20 protein-coding genes and 1 tRNA gene are annotated in these 15822 nt (G+C 64.9%); 11 read left to right on the plus strand and 10 right to left on the minus strand.

Annotated elements, in window-relative coordinates; all coding sequences use genetic code 11:
* Window positions 1-22: 22 nt before the first annotated feature.
* Entirely contained in the window at window positions 23-574 is a 552-nt protein-coding gene (locus AC3WN8_RS16140; protein WP_492670473.1) for a GNAT family N-acetyltransferase, read from the plus strand.
* The gene (locus AC3WN8_RS16145) at window positions 562-1110 is read left to right on the plus strand and encodes a gamma carbonic anhydrase family protein (protein WP_492670474.1); all 549 of its coding nucleotides are present in this window, start codon (window positions 562-564) and stop codon (window positions 1108-1110) included. The genes AC3WN8_RS16140 and AC3WN8_RS16145 overlap by 13 nt, the downstream gene beginning before the upstream one ends.
* Here AC3WN8_RS16145 and AC3WN8_RS16150 read toward each other — a convergent pair.
* A complete protein-coding gene (locus AC3WN8_RS16150; RefSeq protein ID WP_492670475.1) occupies window positions 1097-1612 on the minus strand; it encodes a hypothetical protein in 516 nt (171 codons plus the stop codon). The two genes, AC3WN8_RS16145 and AC3WN8_RS16150, sit on opposite strands and share 14 nt — an antisense overlap.
* Window positions 1613-1697: 85 nt before the next feature.
* Between AC3WN8_RS16150 and AC3WN8_RS16155 the strand changes: the two genes are divergently transcribed.
* Together AC3WN8_RS16155 and AC3WN8_RS16160 are read left to right on the plus strand one after the other, a co-directional pair.
* Window positions 1698-1774, plus strand: a tRNA-Arg gene (locus AC3WN8_RS16155).
* Window positions 1775-1910: 136 nt separating this feature from the next.
* Entirely contained in the window at window positions 1911-2432 is a 522-nt protein-coding gene (locus tag AC3WN8_RS16160; RefSeq protein ID WP_492670476.1) for a hypothetical protein, read from the plus strand.
* A gap of 61 nt (window positions 2433-2493) precedes the next feature.
* Here the strand turns inward: AC3WN8_RS16160 and AC3WN8_RS16165 are convergent, their stop codons facing one another.
* Window positions 2494-3024 carry a DUF3617 domain-containing protein gene (locus AC3WN8_RS16165; protein ID WP_492670477.1) on the minus strand — a complete coding sequence of 177 codons (531 nt, stop codon included), beginning with the start codon at window positions 3022-3024 and terminating at the stop codon, window positions 2494-2496.
* A 153-nt stretch (window positions 3025-3177) separates the two neighbouring features.
* On the opposite strand from AC3WN8_RS16165, the gene AC3WN8_RS16170 reads away from it, so the two are divergent.
* On the plus strand, window positions 3178-4701 hold the full coding sequence (locus AC3WN8_RS16170) for an ABC1 kinase family protein (RefSeq protein WP_492670478.1): 1524 nt from the start codon (window positions 3178-3180) through the stop codon (window positions 4699-4701).
* A 44-nt stretch (window positions 4702-4745) separates the two neighbouring features.
* Here AC3WN8_RS16170 and AC3WN8_RS16175 read toward each other — a convergent pair whose 3' ends face one another.
* Window positions 4746-5153 (minus strand): HIRAN domain-containing protein, encoded by a 408-nt coding sequence (locus tag AC3WN8_RS16175; protein ID WP_492670479.1) that lies wholly within the window; start codon window positions 5151-5153, stop codon window positions 4746-4748.
* Window positions 5154-5217: 64 nt separating this feature from the next.
* On the opposite strand from AC3WN8_RS16175, the gene AC3WN8_RS16180 reads away from it, so the two are divergent.
* Entirely contained in the window at window positions 5218-5493 is a 276-nt protein-coding gene (locus AC3WN8_RS16180) for a hypothetical protein (RefSeq protein ID WP_492670480.1), read from the plus strand.
* Window positions 5494-5774: 281 nt separating this feature from the next.
* A complete protein-coding gene (locus AC3WN8_RS16185; RefSeq protein WP_492670481.1) occupies window positions 5775-5924 on the plus strand; it encodes a hypothetical protein in 150 nt (49 codons plus the stop codon).
* 103 nt (window positions 5925-6027) lie between these two features.
* On the opposite strand, the gene AC3WN8_RS16190 is transcribed toward AC3WN8_RS16185, so the two are convergent.
* The 6 genes from AC3WN8_RS16190 to AC3WN8_RS16215 form a co-directional block, all read right to left on the minus strand.
* Complete coding sequence (locus tag AC3WN8_RS16190) at window positions 6028-6318, minus strand: hypothetical protein (RefSeq protein ID WP_492670482.1); 291 nt, start codon at window positions 6316-6318, stop codon at window positions 6028-6030.
* A gap of 349 nt (window positions 6319-6667) precedes the next feature.
* A complete protein-coding gene (locus tag AC3WN8_RS16195) occupies window positions 6668-7531 on the minus strand; it encodes a transglutaminase family protein (protein WP_492670483.1) in 864 nt (287 codons plus the stop codon).
* Between the two features lie 6 nt (window positions 7532-7537).
* Window positions 7538-7804, minus strand: a complete 267-nt coding sequence (locus AC3WN8_RS16200) for a hypothetical protein (RefSeq protein WP_492670484.1) — start codon at window positions 7802-7804, stop codon at window positions 7538-7540.
* A gap of 36 nt (window positions 7805-7840) precedes the next feature.
* Window positions 7841-8038, minus strand: a complete 198-nt coding sequence (locus AC3WN8_RS16205) for a hypothetical protein (protein ID WP_492670485.1) — start codon at window positions 8036-8038, stop codon at window positions 7841-7843.
* Between the two features lie 60 nt (window positions 8039-8098).
* The gene (gene groL, locus AC3WN8_RS16210; RefSeq protein WP_492670486.1) at window positions 8099-9727 is read right to left on the minus strand and encodes a chaperonin GroEL; all 1629 of its coding nucleotides are present in this window, start codon (window positions 9725-9727) and stop codon (window positions 8099-8101) included.
* 49 nt (window positions 9728-9776) lie between these two features.
* The gene (locus tag AC3WN8_RS16215) at window positions 9777-10064 is read right to left on the minus strand and encodes a co-chaperone GroES (RefSeq protein ID WP_492670487.1); all 288 of its coding nucleotides are present in this window, start codon (window positions 10062-10064) and stop codon (window positions 9777-9779) included.
* Window positions 10065-10321: 257 nt separating this feature from the next.
* Between AC3WN8_RS16215 and AC3WN8_RS16220 the strand changes: the two genes are divergently transcribed.
* From AC3WN8_RS16220 to AC3WN8_RS16230, 3 genes are all read left to right on the plus strand, one after another.
* A complete protein-coding gene (locus AC3WN8_RS16220; RefSeq protein WP_492670488.1) occupies window positions 10322-11452 on the plus strand; it encodes a S1C family serine protease in 1131 nt (376 codons plus the stop codon).
* 184 nt (window positions 11453-11636) lie between these two features.
* Window positions 11637-11882 (plus strand): hypothetical protein, encoded by a 246-nt coding sequence (locus tag AC3WN8_RS16225; protein WP_492670489.1) that lies wholly within the window; start codon window positions 11637-11639, stop codon window positions 11880-11882.
* Window positions 11883-11899: 17 nt separating this feature from the next.
* Window positions 11900-13225, plus strand: a complete 1326-nt coding sequence (locus AC3WN8_RS16230) for a L,D-transpeptidase family protein (protein ID WP_492670490.1) — start codon at window positions 11900-11902, stop codon at window positions 13223-13225.
* Between the two features lie 45 nt (window positions 13226-13270).
* On the opposite strand, the gene AC3WN8_RS16235 is transcribed toward AC3WN8_RS16230, so the two are convergent.
* On the minus strand, window positions 13271-14713 hold the full coding sequence (locus tag AC3WN8_RS16235; RefSeq protein WP_492670491.1) for a trehalase family glycosidase: 1443 nt from the start codon (window positions 14711-14713) through the stop codon (window positions 13271-13273).
* A gap of 50 nt (window positions 14714-14763) precedes the next feature.
* On the opposite strand from AC3WN8_RS16235, the gene AC3WN8_RS16240 reads away from it, so the two are divergent.
* Entirely contained in the window at window positions 14764-15765 is a 1002-nt protein-coding gene (locus tag AC3WN8_RS16240) for a LacI family DNA-binding transcriptional regulator (protein ID WP_492670492.1), read from the plus strand.
* Window positions 15766-15822: the final 57 nt, after the last annotated feature.

A 15822-nucleotide genomic window follows, 5' to 3' on the forward strand; every position in this document is an offset into this window, starting at 1 on the left:
CGATAACAGGGGAGGGGGGAGCATGGCCGAGACGATCCTGGAGACCGATCGGCTGATCCTGCGAACCTGGGACGATGCCGATATCGATCCGTTCCAGGCCCATCTCAACACGCCCGCAGTGATGCGCTGGCTTGGCCCTTTGCGCACGCGCGCCGAGATGGAAAAGACGATGGCGCGCGTCAACGCATGGCAGGCCGAACATGGTCATTGCTTCTGGCTGATCGAACGCAAGGCGGACGGCGCACTGCTCGGCATGTGCGGGATCAAGCGCGTCGATGCCCAGGGTACCGATCTGACCGGCGAGTTCGAGGTGGGCTGGCGCCTGCGCGAGGATAGCTGGGGGCAGGGCTATGCCAAGGAAGCAGCGATCGCATCGATCCGCCGTGCCTTCGACGTGCATGGCGCGCAGCGCGTGGTCGCCTTCACCGTAGCGGGCAATACCGCATCCTGGGGGCTGATGGAGCGGCTGGGCATGGTCCGCCGCGACGATCTGGAATTCATCGATCCAGCCTATGGGCCGGATCTCAACCCCACCATCGTCTATGTGACGGAGAGAGACCAATGGACGGCGTGAGCATCATCAGCTTCAACGGCAAGACGCCGCGGATCGACCCCAGCGCCTTCGTCGCACCCGGCTGCCGCATCATCGGTGATGTGGAGATCGGTCCGGAAGCCAGCATCTGGTATAATTGCGTGCTCAGGGGCGATGTGAACGCCATCCGTGTCGGCGCGCGCACCAACATCCAGGACGGCACCGTCGTCCATTGCGATTCGGGGCATGACGGTCTTGGCGGCCATGCGACGATCATCGGTGAAGATGTGCTGATCGGCCATCTTGCCATGGTCCACGGCACCACGCTCAGGGATCGCAGCTTTGTCGGGCTTGGTGCGATCACCATGGACGGTACGGTGATCGAATCGGGCGGAATGCTCGCCGCGGGCGGCATGTTGACCCCCGGCAAGATCATCGGCGCGAACGAGATGTGGGGCGGTCGTCCGGCGCGGCTGATGCGTACGCTGACCGACGATCAGGTGACCGGCAATCTCAAGGGCGTGGAGGGCTATCGAGTGCTCGCCAAGGCCCATGCGGCGGTGCTCAGGGCTGGCTGAGCTGGCTCCGGAGCGCGGCCAGCCGCTCCACCTGCCGATTATAGATGCCCTCGATTTCCGCCTGCGCCGCTGCCGCGTCGGCGACGCCCCCCAGCGCAGCATCCTGCGAGGCGCGGTCGGCCAACGATACGTAGAGCGAATCGATCTCGGTCATCGCGCTCGCGGTCGGCGCGCGCGTCGCGTCGAGCCCGGACAGCTGGGTTTGTGCCGCGATCCAGGATTCGCTCGACGGATTCGCGCCGCGCGCGGCCGAAACCGCGCGCTCCGCGGCCGGCAAGGCCGTCGAGAAATCGGCTTCGCCCTTGCGTGCGCCCGCCAGCATCCGCGCGAGATCGGCGGACAGTCCGGCATCGGCCGGCTTCGCGGCAACGGGCTCGGGCGTCGGCTCCACATCGCTGCGCTGCTCGACGGGGCGCGGGGCAAGCGAAGGAAAATCGCCAGCGGGCGCGGTGCAGGCGGCCAGCGCCAGCATTGCGAGAAGCGTGATAAGGGGGCGTTGCATCGGCCATTCTCCTATCCTGCGCAGAAATGCATCGCAACGGGGTTGCGCAGTTGAAATGACCGGACTATGTGACCGCCTCCAATGCGCGCCCGTAGCTCAGCTGGATAGAGCATCAGACTACGAATCTGAGGGTCGGACGTTCGAATCGTTCCGGGCGCGCCAGGATTTCCGCCGTTTCTCGCCAAGTGCGAGGGACGGCGTTTTCCTTTCCGGCGATCGGCTGACATCACCGCAACGATTTCCGGCATGGGGCCGGCGCCAGCATTGAAGCTGCGCTCATGGAGCACCATTCGGACCGTTGACGCGCTATGCCGGCCCCGCGCTTGATCGCGGCCGTGCGACGATCGAAATTGATCGACTCGAAGCGGACTGCATCGCAGACTTGCGGATCGGGTCGGAGGGAATTGGGGGCGCTATGCAAGATGCATTGCTGGGTGTGGCGATCGGGAGTCTGGCGGGGCTCCTGATAATCACGATGATCTCTTTGGGATTGAAGTTCTTTGTCGCCCTGCGATCTCCGCCGACGCAGCGTGCCGCCTGGACGGCGGGTCTCTCCTACATCCTCACCACGATGATCTTCGTTTTCGGCGGAGTGGAGGGGTATGAATGGGCGGCCCCCCTGGTGGCCTTGCCGGGCGCGCTGATCGTCTTCTGGTTCTGGCGCAAGGATTTCCGGCGGGGGTGGGTCGACGATCCCGAACGCCTTGCCGATGGCCGAACCCTGCAGAACGACGATTGGCTTACCGGGCTTCTGCAGCTTCTGGGGTTGATCGCGGTTGCGGCGCTGGCGGCTTATGTTCGGTGGCTGAGGAATTCCTGACGCATCGAACCGGGCCGCGATCGGGAAAAAAGGGGGAGACGAAGCTCCCCCTTTTCGCGGATCAGCCGGTCTGCGACTGGCCGGGCTTCATGTCGGCGGGACATGCGCCGAGATATTTCGCATCGATCACGGTCTTCACTTCCTGCTGCGCGGCGGCAGGAATGTTCGCGCCGCTCATCTTCGTCGCCATCTCGATCTTGTAGGCGGACGAGAAATCACCGGTCACGCTGCCTTTGCTCGTGGCGGTCATGCCGTTGATGGTGCACTCCGAATCGATCTCGTAACCTGTGGCGACCTTGTTGACCGCATTCCTGGCGCAGGCCTGGCCGGCACCGGGCGGCGGCGTGAAGGGATTGGTGCCGGGGGTGGGTTCACCGACGCACACCTTGGTGGCCTGTGGCTGGGGCATGCCGGCGGCGGTGATCTTCATTTCCCAAAGGCCGGCCTTGGGCGCAACCGAAGCGTCGGCCGACGGCGCTGCAGCCGCGGTTTCGTTCGTCGCGGCGGTGTTGCCGTCCGCCTTTTCTCCACCGGAGCATGCGCCGAGCATGAGGGCGCAAGCCGCAGTACACGCGACAAGATAAGTACGCATCAAATTGAATCTCCCCTATTTCAGGTCACTTGCCTGCCGACGAACCGTCCGCCGGCCGGCGGCGCTCCAACGAACCGTTTCGCTGTGGGTTCCATTGTCACGTCATCGCAACGGCCTCTCGCGGCCGGGCGATCGAGACCCTATCTGATATCGATGATCAAAACGCTCATCGTCGCCACGCGCGACCGCGACCGGCTGGCCGAGATGATTGCGGTGGCGACCCGCTATGGGCTGGGCGTGCTGCTCGCCAGATTCGGTCTGGCGCCGCGGCAGGTCGATGACGATGGCGGGCAAAGTGAAACCGGCCTGCCTCGGCGCACTCGGCTTGCGCTGGAGGAACTCGGCCCGACCTTCGTGAAGCTTGGACAGATCCTCGCGACGCGCGCAGATCTGTTGCCTGTCGAGTGGATCGCGGAACTCGAGCAACTGCACAGCCAGGCGCCGACCCTGCCGTTCGACGCATTGCGCGATGCGGTTGAAGCTGCACTCGGCCAGGCGCCGGAGGAGGCTTTTACATCCTTCGATCCGGCACCGCTGGCGGCGGCATCGATGGCGCAGGTGCACCGTGCGACACTGGCCGATGGCCGGGCCGTCGTGCTCAAGGTCCGGCGCCCCGGCATTCGGCCGCGCATGGAGGCCGATCTGCGGCTGATCGCGCATCTGGCGGCCATGGCGGAGAGCGCGAGTGCCGAGGCGCGCCGCTTTTCTCCCACCGCTTTGGTCCGGCAGCTTGCCCAGGCGGTGCTGGAGGAGCTGGATTTCACCAATGAAGGTCGCAATGCGGATCGGCTTCGCGACGATTTCGCCGACGATCCGCGCGTCGTCGTTCCCGAAATCCATTGGCAATGGTCGTCGGAAACCTTGCTCGCGATGGATTATGTCGACGGCGTGCCGCCGCGCAACGGCGATACGCTGAGACAGGCCGGAATCGAACCGGCCGTCATTGCCGAGCTGGGTGCGGACATCATGCTCGACATGGTGTTCATCAACGGTCGCTTCCATGGCGATCCGCACCCCGGCAATCTGCTCTGCCTGCCGGGCAACCGGATCGCTTTGCTCGATCTCGGCATGATCGGACATGTCAGTCCGCGCCGACGCGAGGAGTTCATGGATTTCGTCCAGTCGCTCAGGACGGGCGATCCCGCCGCGCTCGCGGAGGTCATCGCGATCTGGTCGCACGGCAGCGATGCGACGCGCGAGCAGATCGTGCGTGCGGCCGAACGGCTCGTCGCGCGGCATGGCGGTGGGGCGATCATACTCAGCGCGATGGTTCCCGATTTCTTTCCGCTGCTGCGTGAGGAAAGGCTGGTGTTGCCGCCCGACCTGCTGCTCATCTTTAAGGCGCTGGTGACCATCGACGGCGTGCTTGCCGGTATCGAGCCAGGATTCGATCTGTCCGCCGCGATCGGGCGGGCACGGCTGAAGATCGTGCGTGCCCGCCTCTCACCCGAAAGCTGGGGACCCACAGCCCAGGCGCTGATGCGCGAAATCGTGCGGATCGGCGACGATGCGCCTCGCCTATTGCGTGCAGCGATCCGGCGACTGGAGGCCGAACCTATCGTGGCGCGCAATGACGACGCGGTTGGTGCGGCGATCGTTTCGGCCGGCCGCTGGATCGCGGTCTCGATCCTGCTGGCGGGCATCGTCGTGGCACTCGGGCTTGTCGCGGCGGGGTAAATAGAGCGTGAGGTCGATCAATCATGATTGGTAGGATCACCTGGCTAATCGTCCGGCCATTGCTCATCCGGATACCAATCGGATGACTGTGCCTCGATCGGCGCGTCGCAATCGCGCCGGGGCGGCAGGGCGGGTGCCTCTCCGTCAAAGGCCACGCGGATAAAGGCGCTCTTTTGCGTCATGCCCTGGAAGATCGCCTGGATCTCGCGTCCATTCCTGATCATCGCACCGATCCAGGGCGCCCGCTCCGCGGTCAGATAGCCGAGTTGCACACCGCGCAGGCTAAATACCGCGATGGCGAGCGGATCGGCGGGATTCTTCGGTTCCGGTCGAAGTTCGACCGGTTCGCCGGGCGCACAGACACGAAGCTCGAACGCGCGAGCGGGACCACGCTTGTTGGGGTGATGGATGCCGGCAATGGCGAGGCTGAGCGCGGTCAGCGCCATCGACATGCCGCCATCACCGGCCCTTCCCAGTCTCCATCGATCGTCATCAAGGGCGGCCATCCAAAGTTCGGTGACGATCGTCAACCGCGCAGGAAGGGATGGTTGGAAGAATTTGACGGGAGAAGGCAGTTTCAGTGAGGCCGCGATATGGTCGCCTCAGATCCCCCACGCCATCATCGCCATCGAACAGACGGACGTCTCGAACATCAGCGGCTTGAGGCTGAACGGACGGGTATCCGGTGCTGCGGGGGTGATATCGGCAGCGCCGGTCATGGCGTTTCTTTTTTGCGAGTCATTCGCGACTTTGAGCGTTGTGGCTTTCGAGATCAAGGCCGCGATCGTGTGAATTGATGCCGGGGACGAGGCGGCCTGTGCTATGATGCGACATCACCCGATCCCGATCGCAAGCATCTCGTGACAGAGAGACTCCAGTGCTCCCGCTTGCTTGATGGGAGTAGCTACGATGAAGCCGGCGTTCCGCCATCGGGCATCACGCGCGTCCACGCGGAGGCCGACACGGCAGCGTGGGCTGGACCGGGCCTTGGAGCGATGGGAGAGCGAGGGCGGTGCGGCTCAGGCCGAACCCGCCGACAGCCTTTGTGCGACCCGGAAAAACGGAGACCAATGATGTTTCATACGCTTTTCGGCAGGCATGTCGCCGATCTCAAGACCAGTCACTGGGACAAGGGCCGTTTCGTTACCCGTTGCGAGATATGCGGCTGCGACATGGTGAAACTGCCCGGCCTGCCATGGCAGGTGGCGAGCAGCAGACCCTGAGGCGCATCGTCGATCGCCAGGGTGATCCCACCCGGATCGCAATATGCCCATGCTGTCATCCCTGCGGAAGCGCACAGGTGTCCGACATTGGATCGCTTCGTCGCTACGCTTCTCGCAATGATGATGATGGCCGGAAGCCGGGCCCCTGTTGCTCCGCATCCTTGGTCAGAGCGTCGCTCAGATTTTCCGGATCGACCGTCACGGTCCGTGTCATGCCGCGGCTGTGAACGTAAAGCAGCGTCGCGACGCGTCGATAGGCCGTGGGTCCGTTCCCTTCGATGATCTCCTCATCGGTCTCGATCTCATAGGTGCCGGGCGGTTCGGAACGATCGAATCCCTTGAGTCTAAAGGGCGCATTGAACGTAACTGATGATCGGGTGGTGCGGATCGACATCACTCCGCCTTCGGAAACGGCCTGACCTCGCATTGTGGAGGCGATGTTGAGATATCATCCGCTGCGAGCCGGGAGTGGTCGGCGACAAGCGCGCGATAACCCTTCACGAGACCTTCGTGTGCCTTTCGCGCGCATGGGTCCGACGTGGCGTTCATCATGTCCATCGACGCAGTCAGGCGGCTTTCGAAATATGCAGCGGCATCCATGATGCACGGCTCCCGTCGGGCAAGCGGGAGCGCATATGTCTCTCTGTCACGGGATGCTTGCGTTCAATGTCGGGTGATGGGCGCATCATAGCATATCTGGTCGGTGTCTGCGCTATCCAATCGCCCCTGCCGACACTCGCGGCTCATGCCGTCACCGAAACCCGGACGATCATCGTTTCCAGCGCGTCGGGGGCTCCGACATAGCTGCCGGCGACCGGCATGGCCTGTCCGATATCGCGCGCGACGGCGACCGGAACGAGATTGCGGCCACCAAGCCCGCCATTGGTGGGATCGAATGTGATCCAGCCCGCGCCGGGGACATAGACCTCCGCCCAGGCATGGGTCGAACCGCTCCCGCTTGTGCCCGCAAGGTCGCCATCGGGATCGTGAAGATAGCCCGAGATGATCCGCGCGCCGAAGCCCAGGCTGCGTGCGGCCTCGACGAACAGGACGGCAAAATCGCGGCACGATCCCCAGCCGCGATCGAGTGTGTGGACAGGGGACTGGGTGCCCTCGTCGTCGCGCGCCTGATAGCCGATCCATCCCGGCACGCCTGCGCTCAGATCCTTGAGCAGGGATAATGTGTCGGTCGGATTGCCGGCCACGAATGCCCTCGCCCAATCGCGCAAGCGCCCCGTCGGATCGGCATGGCGGGGCACGGCAAGCGCGCCCAGATCGGCCCACTCGTCATCGGCATAGCGAAAGGGATAGGTGATCGCCGATGCGGCGATGTCGAAGATCGGCCAGGCTGCGGCTTCGAGTTCGAGTTCGGCAACGCTCTCGATCACGAGGCTGTCGGTCATGGTCGCGAAAGACGCCGTCGCGACCGCATTGCCGAACACGTCATGGGCCCAGCTTATCCGCGCCAGCGGCGTGATCGCCAGATCGAACGAAATCAGCCTGACGTCGCAATTCTCGCGCGGCCGCAGCATCAGCCGGTGCGACCCAAGGCGTACCGGCTCGGTATAACGATATTCCGTCCGGTGCCGGATGACGAGCCGGGCCATTGGCGGTCAGGCGTTCACGCGGCCGCGATCCGGATTTTCGTTGAACCAGCTGTCGTCCTGATCGCGTGTCCGGTCTTCGCCATCCAGCAGAGTTGCAGCCATCTGCTGCGTCTGTTCGCGCCGTTGCTCGCGCTTTTCCGCGAAGACCGCTTCGATACACCAGGCGGCGGCGGCTTTCTCTGCGATCGTCCGGACATTCTCCAGCGACGTGCCGGCCGCGCGGCTGCGCTGGAGCGCTTCCTGCGCGCGACACAGTGTTGAGGACGGGTTCATGAGCTTCCTTTCAGAGGAGGAGACGGCGGCGTACGGTCAGCCCGGAACTTGCCTGGGTGGCGTCGGCGCAGCGATGGCCGGGACTGGATCGCGCCGGGCCTGCGCAACGGCATCGCCGAGGTTCGAGTAACGCCAGCTCTTGTAGTGATATTGATCGGCGGGGATGCGCGTGATCCCATGACGGGCCATCAATTCGGCGGCTTCAGCTTCGGTCTGCGGTGCTGAAATGCTCATAAGATACTCCCGTGCAATAGGGCCGGATCCGCGCGTCGCGTTCCGGCCCGTTTCGAAGGATCAATAATCCATGTCACTGCCATAGGTTGCCGGGGCCATGGTCTTGCTGTCGGTGAGTTCGGCCACGGCCGCCTCGGTCGTGATCAGCAGTCCGGCAATCGACGCGGCATCCTGCAGGGCCGAGCGAACGACCTTGGTCGGATCGATCACGCCCGACCGGACCAGATCCTCATATTGTTCGGTCTGCGCATTGAAGCCGAGCGTCTGATCATTGCCGTCGATCAGCCTGCCCGCGACCACGCCACCGTCATGGCCGGCATTCTCGGCGATCTGGCGGAGCGGAGCCTGCAGCGCCTTGCGAACGATATCGATGCCGCGGGTCTGGTCGTCGTTGATGCCCTTCAGATCGTCCAGCGCCCGCGATGCGTAGAGCAGGGCGGTGCCGCCGCCGGGAACGATCCCTTCCTCCACCGCCGCACGTGTCGCGTGCAGCGCATCGTCGACGCGATCCTTGCGCTCCTTCACCTCGACTTCGGTCGAGCCGCCGACCTTGATGATCGCGACGCCGCCGGCGAGTTTGGCAAGGCGCTCCTGGAGCTTTTCCTTGTCATAGTCGCTGGTGGTGTTTTCGATCTGACCGCGAATGGCCTCGACCCGGGCCTTGATCGCGTCGGACGCGCCGGCGCCATCGACGAGCGTCGTATTGTCCTTGTCGATCGTAACCCGCTTGGCGGTGCCGAGCATGTCCAGCGTCACATTCTCCAGCTTGATCCCCAATTCTTCGGAAATGGTCTGGCCGGCCGTCAGGATCGCGATGTCCTCGAGCATGGCTTTGCGGCGATCACCGAAGCCAGGCGCCTTGACCGCGGCCACCTTGAGGCCGCCGCGCAATTTGTTGACGACGAGCGTGGCAAGCGCCTCACCCTCGATATCCTCGGTGATGATCAGCAGCGGACGGCTCGATTGCACGATCGCTTCGAGCACGGGGAGCAGCGCCTGGAGGTTCGACAGCTTCTTCTCGTGGATCAGGATATAGGGATCCTGAAGCTCGACGGTCATCTTCTCGGTGTTGGTGATGAAATAGGGTGAGAGATAGCCGCGATCGAACTGCATGCCCTCGACCACGTCGAGTTCGAATTCGACGCCCTTGGCCTCCTCGATGGTGATCACGCCTTCCTTGCCGACCTTTTCCATCGCTTCGGCGATCCTGCGGCCGACGACTTCGTCGCCATTGGCCGAGACGATTCCGACCTGCGCGATCTCTTCATTGTTGGCGACGGGCTTCGACCGCGCCTTGAGATCATCGACCACGCGGATGACGGCCAGGTCGATACCGCGCTTCAGGTCCATCGGATTGACCCCCGCCGAGACCGATTTCATGCCTTCGCGCACGATCGCCTGCGCCAGCACGGTCGCGGTGGTCGTGCCGTCGCCGGCATGGTCGTGCGTCTTCGACGCGACCGCACGCAGCATCTGCGCGCCCATATTCTCGAACTTGTCTTTGAGCTCGATCTCCTTGGCGACGGTGACGCCGTCCTTGGTGATGCGTGGGGCGCCGAAACCCTTGTCGATGACGACGTTGCGGCCCTTAGGCCCCAAGGTGATCTTGACGGCGTTGGCGAGGATATCGACGCCGCGCGTGATGCCTTCGCGGGCGTCGCGCGAGAATTTTACGTCTTTGGCTGACATGGTCTGGATTTCCTGATGTTCGAGTGTGCGGCTTGGGTCGGCGTCTGGATCAGACAAGCACGCCGAGAACGTCGCTTTCCTTCATAATGAGCAGGTCTTCGCCATCGAGCTTGACCTCGGTGCCGGACCATTTGCCGAACAGGATCTTGTCGCCCGCCTTGACGTCGAGCGGGGTGACCGTGCCGTCCTCGGCGCGGATGCCCGTCCCGGCGGCGACGATTTCGCCCTCCTGTGGCTTTTCCTTGGCGGTGTCGGGAATGATGATACCGCCCGCGCTGGTCTCGGCGGCTTCGATGCGACGCACGAGCACACGATCGTGCAAGGGGCGAAATGTCATGAGCAGCGTTCCTCTCGCTGGGCCGCGACGAATTCGTCGCTTTCACAAGCGGGGAGCCAGCGCTGCCGATCTGCGAGTTGGCGCTCTCATGGGGAGAGTGCCAGCGCACCCTATGTGGCGTATCCGGGCGCGAATACAAGGCGATTTCGCCATTGCGTGATCGGTGACTCGGAATGCTGAAACGAAGATGCGGGCCGCCTCGCCTCGACTTGGGCAAGCCGATCAACCATACGGCCGGGTTGCAGGGGAGGGTAACGATGGCGCTCAAATTCATGCTGACCGGTTTTGCGCTGATGCTGGCGACGCCGGCGACCGCCGCGACCGAATGGTGGTGGATCGGCCTCAATGGCGCGGCACCCAATCGTGTCGTCACCTATCTCGATCGCGGCTCGATCCGCAGCGCGCGCGGCGACATCAGCCAGGTCTGGACCCTCGCGATCGGGGAGACGCCGCTGCTCAACGGCCAGCAGCATCAGATGACGCGATATCTGCTCAACTGCCGGAGCAACCAGTTGGCGACGGTCGATCGGATCGGGTACGATCCGTCGGGCACCAAAATGCCGATGGCGGATATCGTGGCCGGCAAGCTTGCGCCGGCGGTTCGGGGATCGATCGGCGAGTCCGTCCTCCAACTCGCCTGCGGCCGTCCGTCCGGTATGGAGGTTCAGGTTCCCGAGCCCGTGCAGCATGCGGTGAATTTCCTGACATCGACCGGCCGGCCGGCTGCATCGACGGCCGCGGCACCTGCTGCAAAGCCCGAGGTGCAGGGGAGCGAGCCGGGCGGCTTGTCGACGGGAACGGGCTTTTTCATCGGGCCGGATGGCCATGTCCTGACCAGCCATCATGTCATCGCCGGGGCCGGCCGGATCGTGTGCCGGACGGTGTCTGGCAAGGTCCTGCCGGCCGTGTTCGTCAACGCCAGCCCTGCCAATGATCTGGCTCTTCTGCGTGTCGACACTCGCCCGGCTCAGTATCTCGGATTCGCGGCGGCCGGATCGGTGCGTCTGGGCGATCGCGTGTTCACCATGGGCTTTCCAGTGGTCGAAAGACTGGGCCTGGAACCGAAATTCACCGAAGGCACGGTGAGCGCGCTTTCCGGGCGAGGCGAGAATGCGTTGATGCAGATCTCGATACCGATCCAACCCGGAAATTCGGGCGGGCCGGTTGTGACCGAAAAAGGCCAGGTTGTCGGCGTCATTGCAGCGACCGAAGCGATCGAATCCTTCTACAAGGATACGGGGGCGCTCCCGCAGAATGTGAATTGGGCAGTCAAAGCCGACTATGCCCGTCCGCTGCTCCGACCGATGCCGTCGTCTCCGCCGCGCACTAGGGACGAAGCGATCGCGCTGGCGCGCAATTCGGTGTGTCTGATCGGGGCGGAGAGGTAGCGTACCGCGGGGCTGATTGACGTCAAACGACCCTCCGTGGCCGCGAAAACGCCGACTGCCGCAAGCATCGCACCGTTTGTCGCTCGAATGGTGAAGGATACGTAACGAACGTCCCGCTCGGGCGTTTGGGGGCTGCGTACGTGCGTACGGGGTTTCCCCGGCGCCCTTGAAAGGGAGCAAGTCTATGCGTTCACAAACCGTCATATTGGCCGGTCTCGGTGCTTTGGCGCTTGGCGCCTGCACCAAGCAGGAAGAAGTCGCTTATGCGCCGCCGCCGCCTCCAGGCGCGGTGCCCGGCAGCACCGCCGCCGATCGTGACGGCGATGGCATCATCGACGGCTATTACACCGCCGACGGCATTTATCATCCCAATGCCGTGCCCGCCTACACGCCGCCGCCCATGCCGACGCGCAAGGGGGAACGGGGCTGATCGCTTCGTCCGGGGGAATGCGGCTCGGCCGCATTCCCCTTTGCCTGATCACCATTGCCGCTCTCTGCGCCGGCACTGCCGCGTCGGCCGCACCCGTTCGCGCGGGAAAAGCGCCGGTCAAGGCTGCGCCGTCCGGACCCGAGGCACAGGCAGTCGCGCTCGCCATCCGGGCGGAGGCGAGCGGGGCGCTCAAGCGTTTCTACGCGGATCGCGGTTATCGCCCGCTCTGGGCACCGGGCGGAAAGATCGGGCGGTCGGCCAATACTCTGCTCGGCTTCCTCAAATCCGCCCAGCTCGATGGGCTGAGCCCATCATCCTATAGTATCGACGATCTCGGTAACGCCCTTGCGGACGCGCGCGGCGGCGATCCGGGCGCGGTTGCCCGCGCCGAACTCGAACTCTCCGCTGCCTTTGCCGGCTATGTCCAGGATCAGCGTCGCTCGAACGTCCGGATGATCTATGCGGATCGCAAGCTCAAGCCGAAGCGGCTGCGCGTCGAGACGGTGCTGCGCGCCGCGGCCTTTCCCAGATCATTCGACGATTATGTGACCGGTATGGGCTGGATGAGCCCGCATTATGTCCGCCTGCGCGCGCTGGTCGCGCGTGCGGAGAAACAGGGCGTTTCGGACGACAAGCTGGCACGCCTTCATCTCAATCTCGATCGCGCCCGGCTGCTGCCCGGTCCGTTCACGCGCCACATCGTCGTCGATGCCTCGTCGGGACGCCTCTGGTATTATGAGGCGGGCGAGCAGGCCGGAACGATGCGGGTCGTGGTGGGTGCGAAGGAGACCCAGACGCCGATGCTGGTCGGCACGCTGCAATGGGCGGTGCTCAATCCCTATTGGAACATCCCGACCTATCTTGCCCGCAACAGCATCGCGCCGAAGGTTCTGGCTGGCCGCTCGCTTGCGTCGCAGCGCATCGAGGCGTTGTCGGACTGGAGCGCGTCACCGGGCAAGCTCGCGTCCTCGGACATCGACTGGGAGGCTGTTGCCTCCGGCAAACGCGAGGTACGGCTGCGCGAATTGCCGGGCGGCGCCAATTCGATGGGGCGCGTCAAGTTCATGTTCCCCAATGACGAGGGCATCTATCTGCACGACACGCCGGCACGCGACCTGCTGAAGAAAGACGATCGCCATTTCAGCAATGGCTGCATCCGGCTGGAGAATGCCGCGGAGCTCGGCCGCTGGCTGCTGCAGAAGCCCTTGTCCGCCGCGTCGAAGCAGCCGGAGCAGGCGGTGCCGCTGCCGGTGCCGGTGCCGGTCTATCTGACCTATATCACCGCCGTCGCCACCGAAACCGGCATTGGTTTTCGCAACGACGTGTACGGCCGGGACGATTGATCAGCGCATATTCGGCTTTCCGAACCGTCGGCCCGTCGTCGTGGTTCAGGCACCGTATCGGGCCATCAGCGCGCGGGTGACGCCGTTGGTCCAGCCGAACCCGTGCTGGACGGGATATTCGCCGCCGCCGCCATCGCCGCCCTGTTCGATGTCGTATTTCTCAAGCAAACGCCCCGACGCGGCATATTCGCGCCTGACGCAACGCATCCAGCGATCCGCGAGATCGCGCGCGGCCATGGTTTCGCCATGGGCCTCGAACGCCAGGCAGGCGATCCATTGCAGGGGCGCCCAGCCATTGGGCGCGTCCCATTGCTGCCCCGTTTCCGTCAGGGTCGTGCGGATGCCGCCCGGTGCCATCAGCAGCCGGCGGGCTGCGGCGATGGTGCGCCTTGCCGCTGACGGCGTCGCGGCGCCGGTGAACAGGGGATAGAGCATGGCGGCGGTCGGCTGTGCCGAAATGCGGGCTTCGTCGATCAGATGGTCGGCGAAGAAGCCTTCCGTTTCGTTCCACAGCAATGTTGCGATCGCCGTGCGCCGCCGCTCGGCCGCGCGGGCCATTGCCTGGTCGCCGGTCTCGGCGAGCGCAAGCTCCAGCCCATGGAGCAACGCGTTCAGACAACAGGGTATGATCCGCGTCGTCCGGATCGTCTCGAGCGAGCGGCCATCGGCCAGCCAGCGCGAACTGAAATCCCAGCCGCTTTCGGCGCCGGCGCGCAGGTCGCGCCACACTTCCCGTTCGGGCCGGGCGGAAAGCCGGGCGGTGGCGATGTCCTCGGCCCAGCTCTCGTCGCGCGGGCCGTCGCGATCGTCCCAGAAGCGATTGAGCGTCGCGCCGCCGGCAAGCGCCACGACATGCCCGCCCGACATCCAGTAATCATGCTCGCGGCGCATCGCCCGGATCAGCGCCGGATCGGCCCGCCGTCGCGACAGGGCCACCATCAGATAGAAGACCGGCGGCTGCGACCGGCTGAGATAATAGCTGCGCGTGCCGTTGGGGATATGGCCGAAACGGTCGATAAGCGCCGCGAACAGGTCGATCATGTCCTCGACCAGATCCTGCCGCCCGTCGCGGACCAGGCCCAGCATCGTGAAATAGCTGTCCCAATAATAAAGCTCGCGGAAGCGGCCGCCGGGCACGACATGTCGGCGATCGACGCCGAGCGCTGAGCCTTCTTCCGTCACGGGCGGGCGCTCGAGCAGGGGCCAGAGCGCCGCGATGTGATGATCGAGCGGCACTATGGGCGTTTGGGTGACGGGGGTAGGGGGCTGCACCTCCGGCACCTTGAAGTTGCGCAGCACGAAGTCCGCCAGCGCCAGTGGATCGCTGGGGGGCTCCGCCGTGAAATCGGCCATGATCGCCGCCGGCGTGCGCAGGGGGGCCGCATCGGCGAAGGTCTTGCCGTCCTCGAACAGCCGCGCTTCCTGGACCGCGGCGAACAGCGGCCCGTAAAGCACCGATGGCGGGCTGGGCGCGTCGGCTTCGGCCATGATCCGCTCGCCGCTTGTCGTTCGTGACGATTGCACTATGCCAGACCCTCATGACGAATGAGCAACGAGACGACCGCACCGCGCCGCAGCGTCGCGTGACGCTGGCCGATGTCGCCAATATCTGCGGCGTTTCCAAGATCACCGTATCGCGCGCGCTGCGCGACAGCCCGCAGGTGCGCCCCGATGTGCGCGATCGCATCCAGGCGGCGGCGCGGGCGGCGGGCTACCGGGTCAATCTGGCTGCGCGCGACCTGCGCCTGAGCCATCGCCGCCGGGTGGCGGTGATCGTCGACTGGACGCCCAATGACGCGCGGCCCTTGTCCGATCCCTATCCGCTGGTGCTGCTGGGCGGCGTGGTCGAAGCGCTGGCGACGGCGGGTTATGCGGCGGTCGTCACGACCAACGATCCAGCGCTCCGCGCCGAGGCGGCGGACACCAGCGGCGTGATCCTGCTGGGGCAGGGCGCCGATCATCATACCGTTCAGGAATATAGCGCGCTCGGCCTGCCGCTCGTCGTCTGGGGCGACGATGACGGCGTGGATCGCGCGTCGGGTGCGGTGGTCGTCGGCAGCGACAACCGCCATGGCGGGGCGGAGGCGGCGCGGCACCTGATGGCCAGGGGTTGCACGCATTGCGCGTTCCTGGGCGATGTCCGCCATGCCGAGATGCAGGCGCGGCGGACGGGCTGCGCGGAGGCGCTGGTCGAACAGGGCGGTGGTCCGCTGCTGACGGTGCGCAGCGATCTCACCACCGCGTCCGCCGAGGTCGAGATGGAGGCGCTGCTCGCGCGCGACGCCGCGATCGATGGTGTGTTCGCGGGCAGCGACCTGATGGCGGTCGGCGCGCTGCGCGCCGCCAGACGCGCGGGGAGGGGGGTGACGATCGTCGGTTATGACGACAGCCCTGCTGCCGCGGCCTTCTCGCTGACCAGCGTCCGCCAGGACTGGACGGCCGGCGGCCGGCTGCTTGCCGAAACCTTGCTTGCACTCATTGCCGGTCAACGGCCGACTCCCCTCGCTCTTCCGACTCGCCTCATCGTTCGCGACACATAGGCGATCGGGAATGGTATCGTTATCATTTTTGTTGTGCGCAACCCCCGCAACGGGTAA

The sequence above is a fragment of the Sphingobium sp. FW305-3-2-15-F-TSA7 genome (assembly GCF_058787155.1).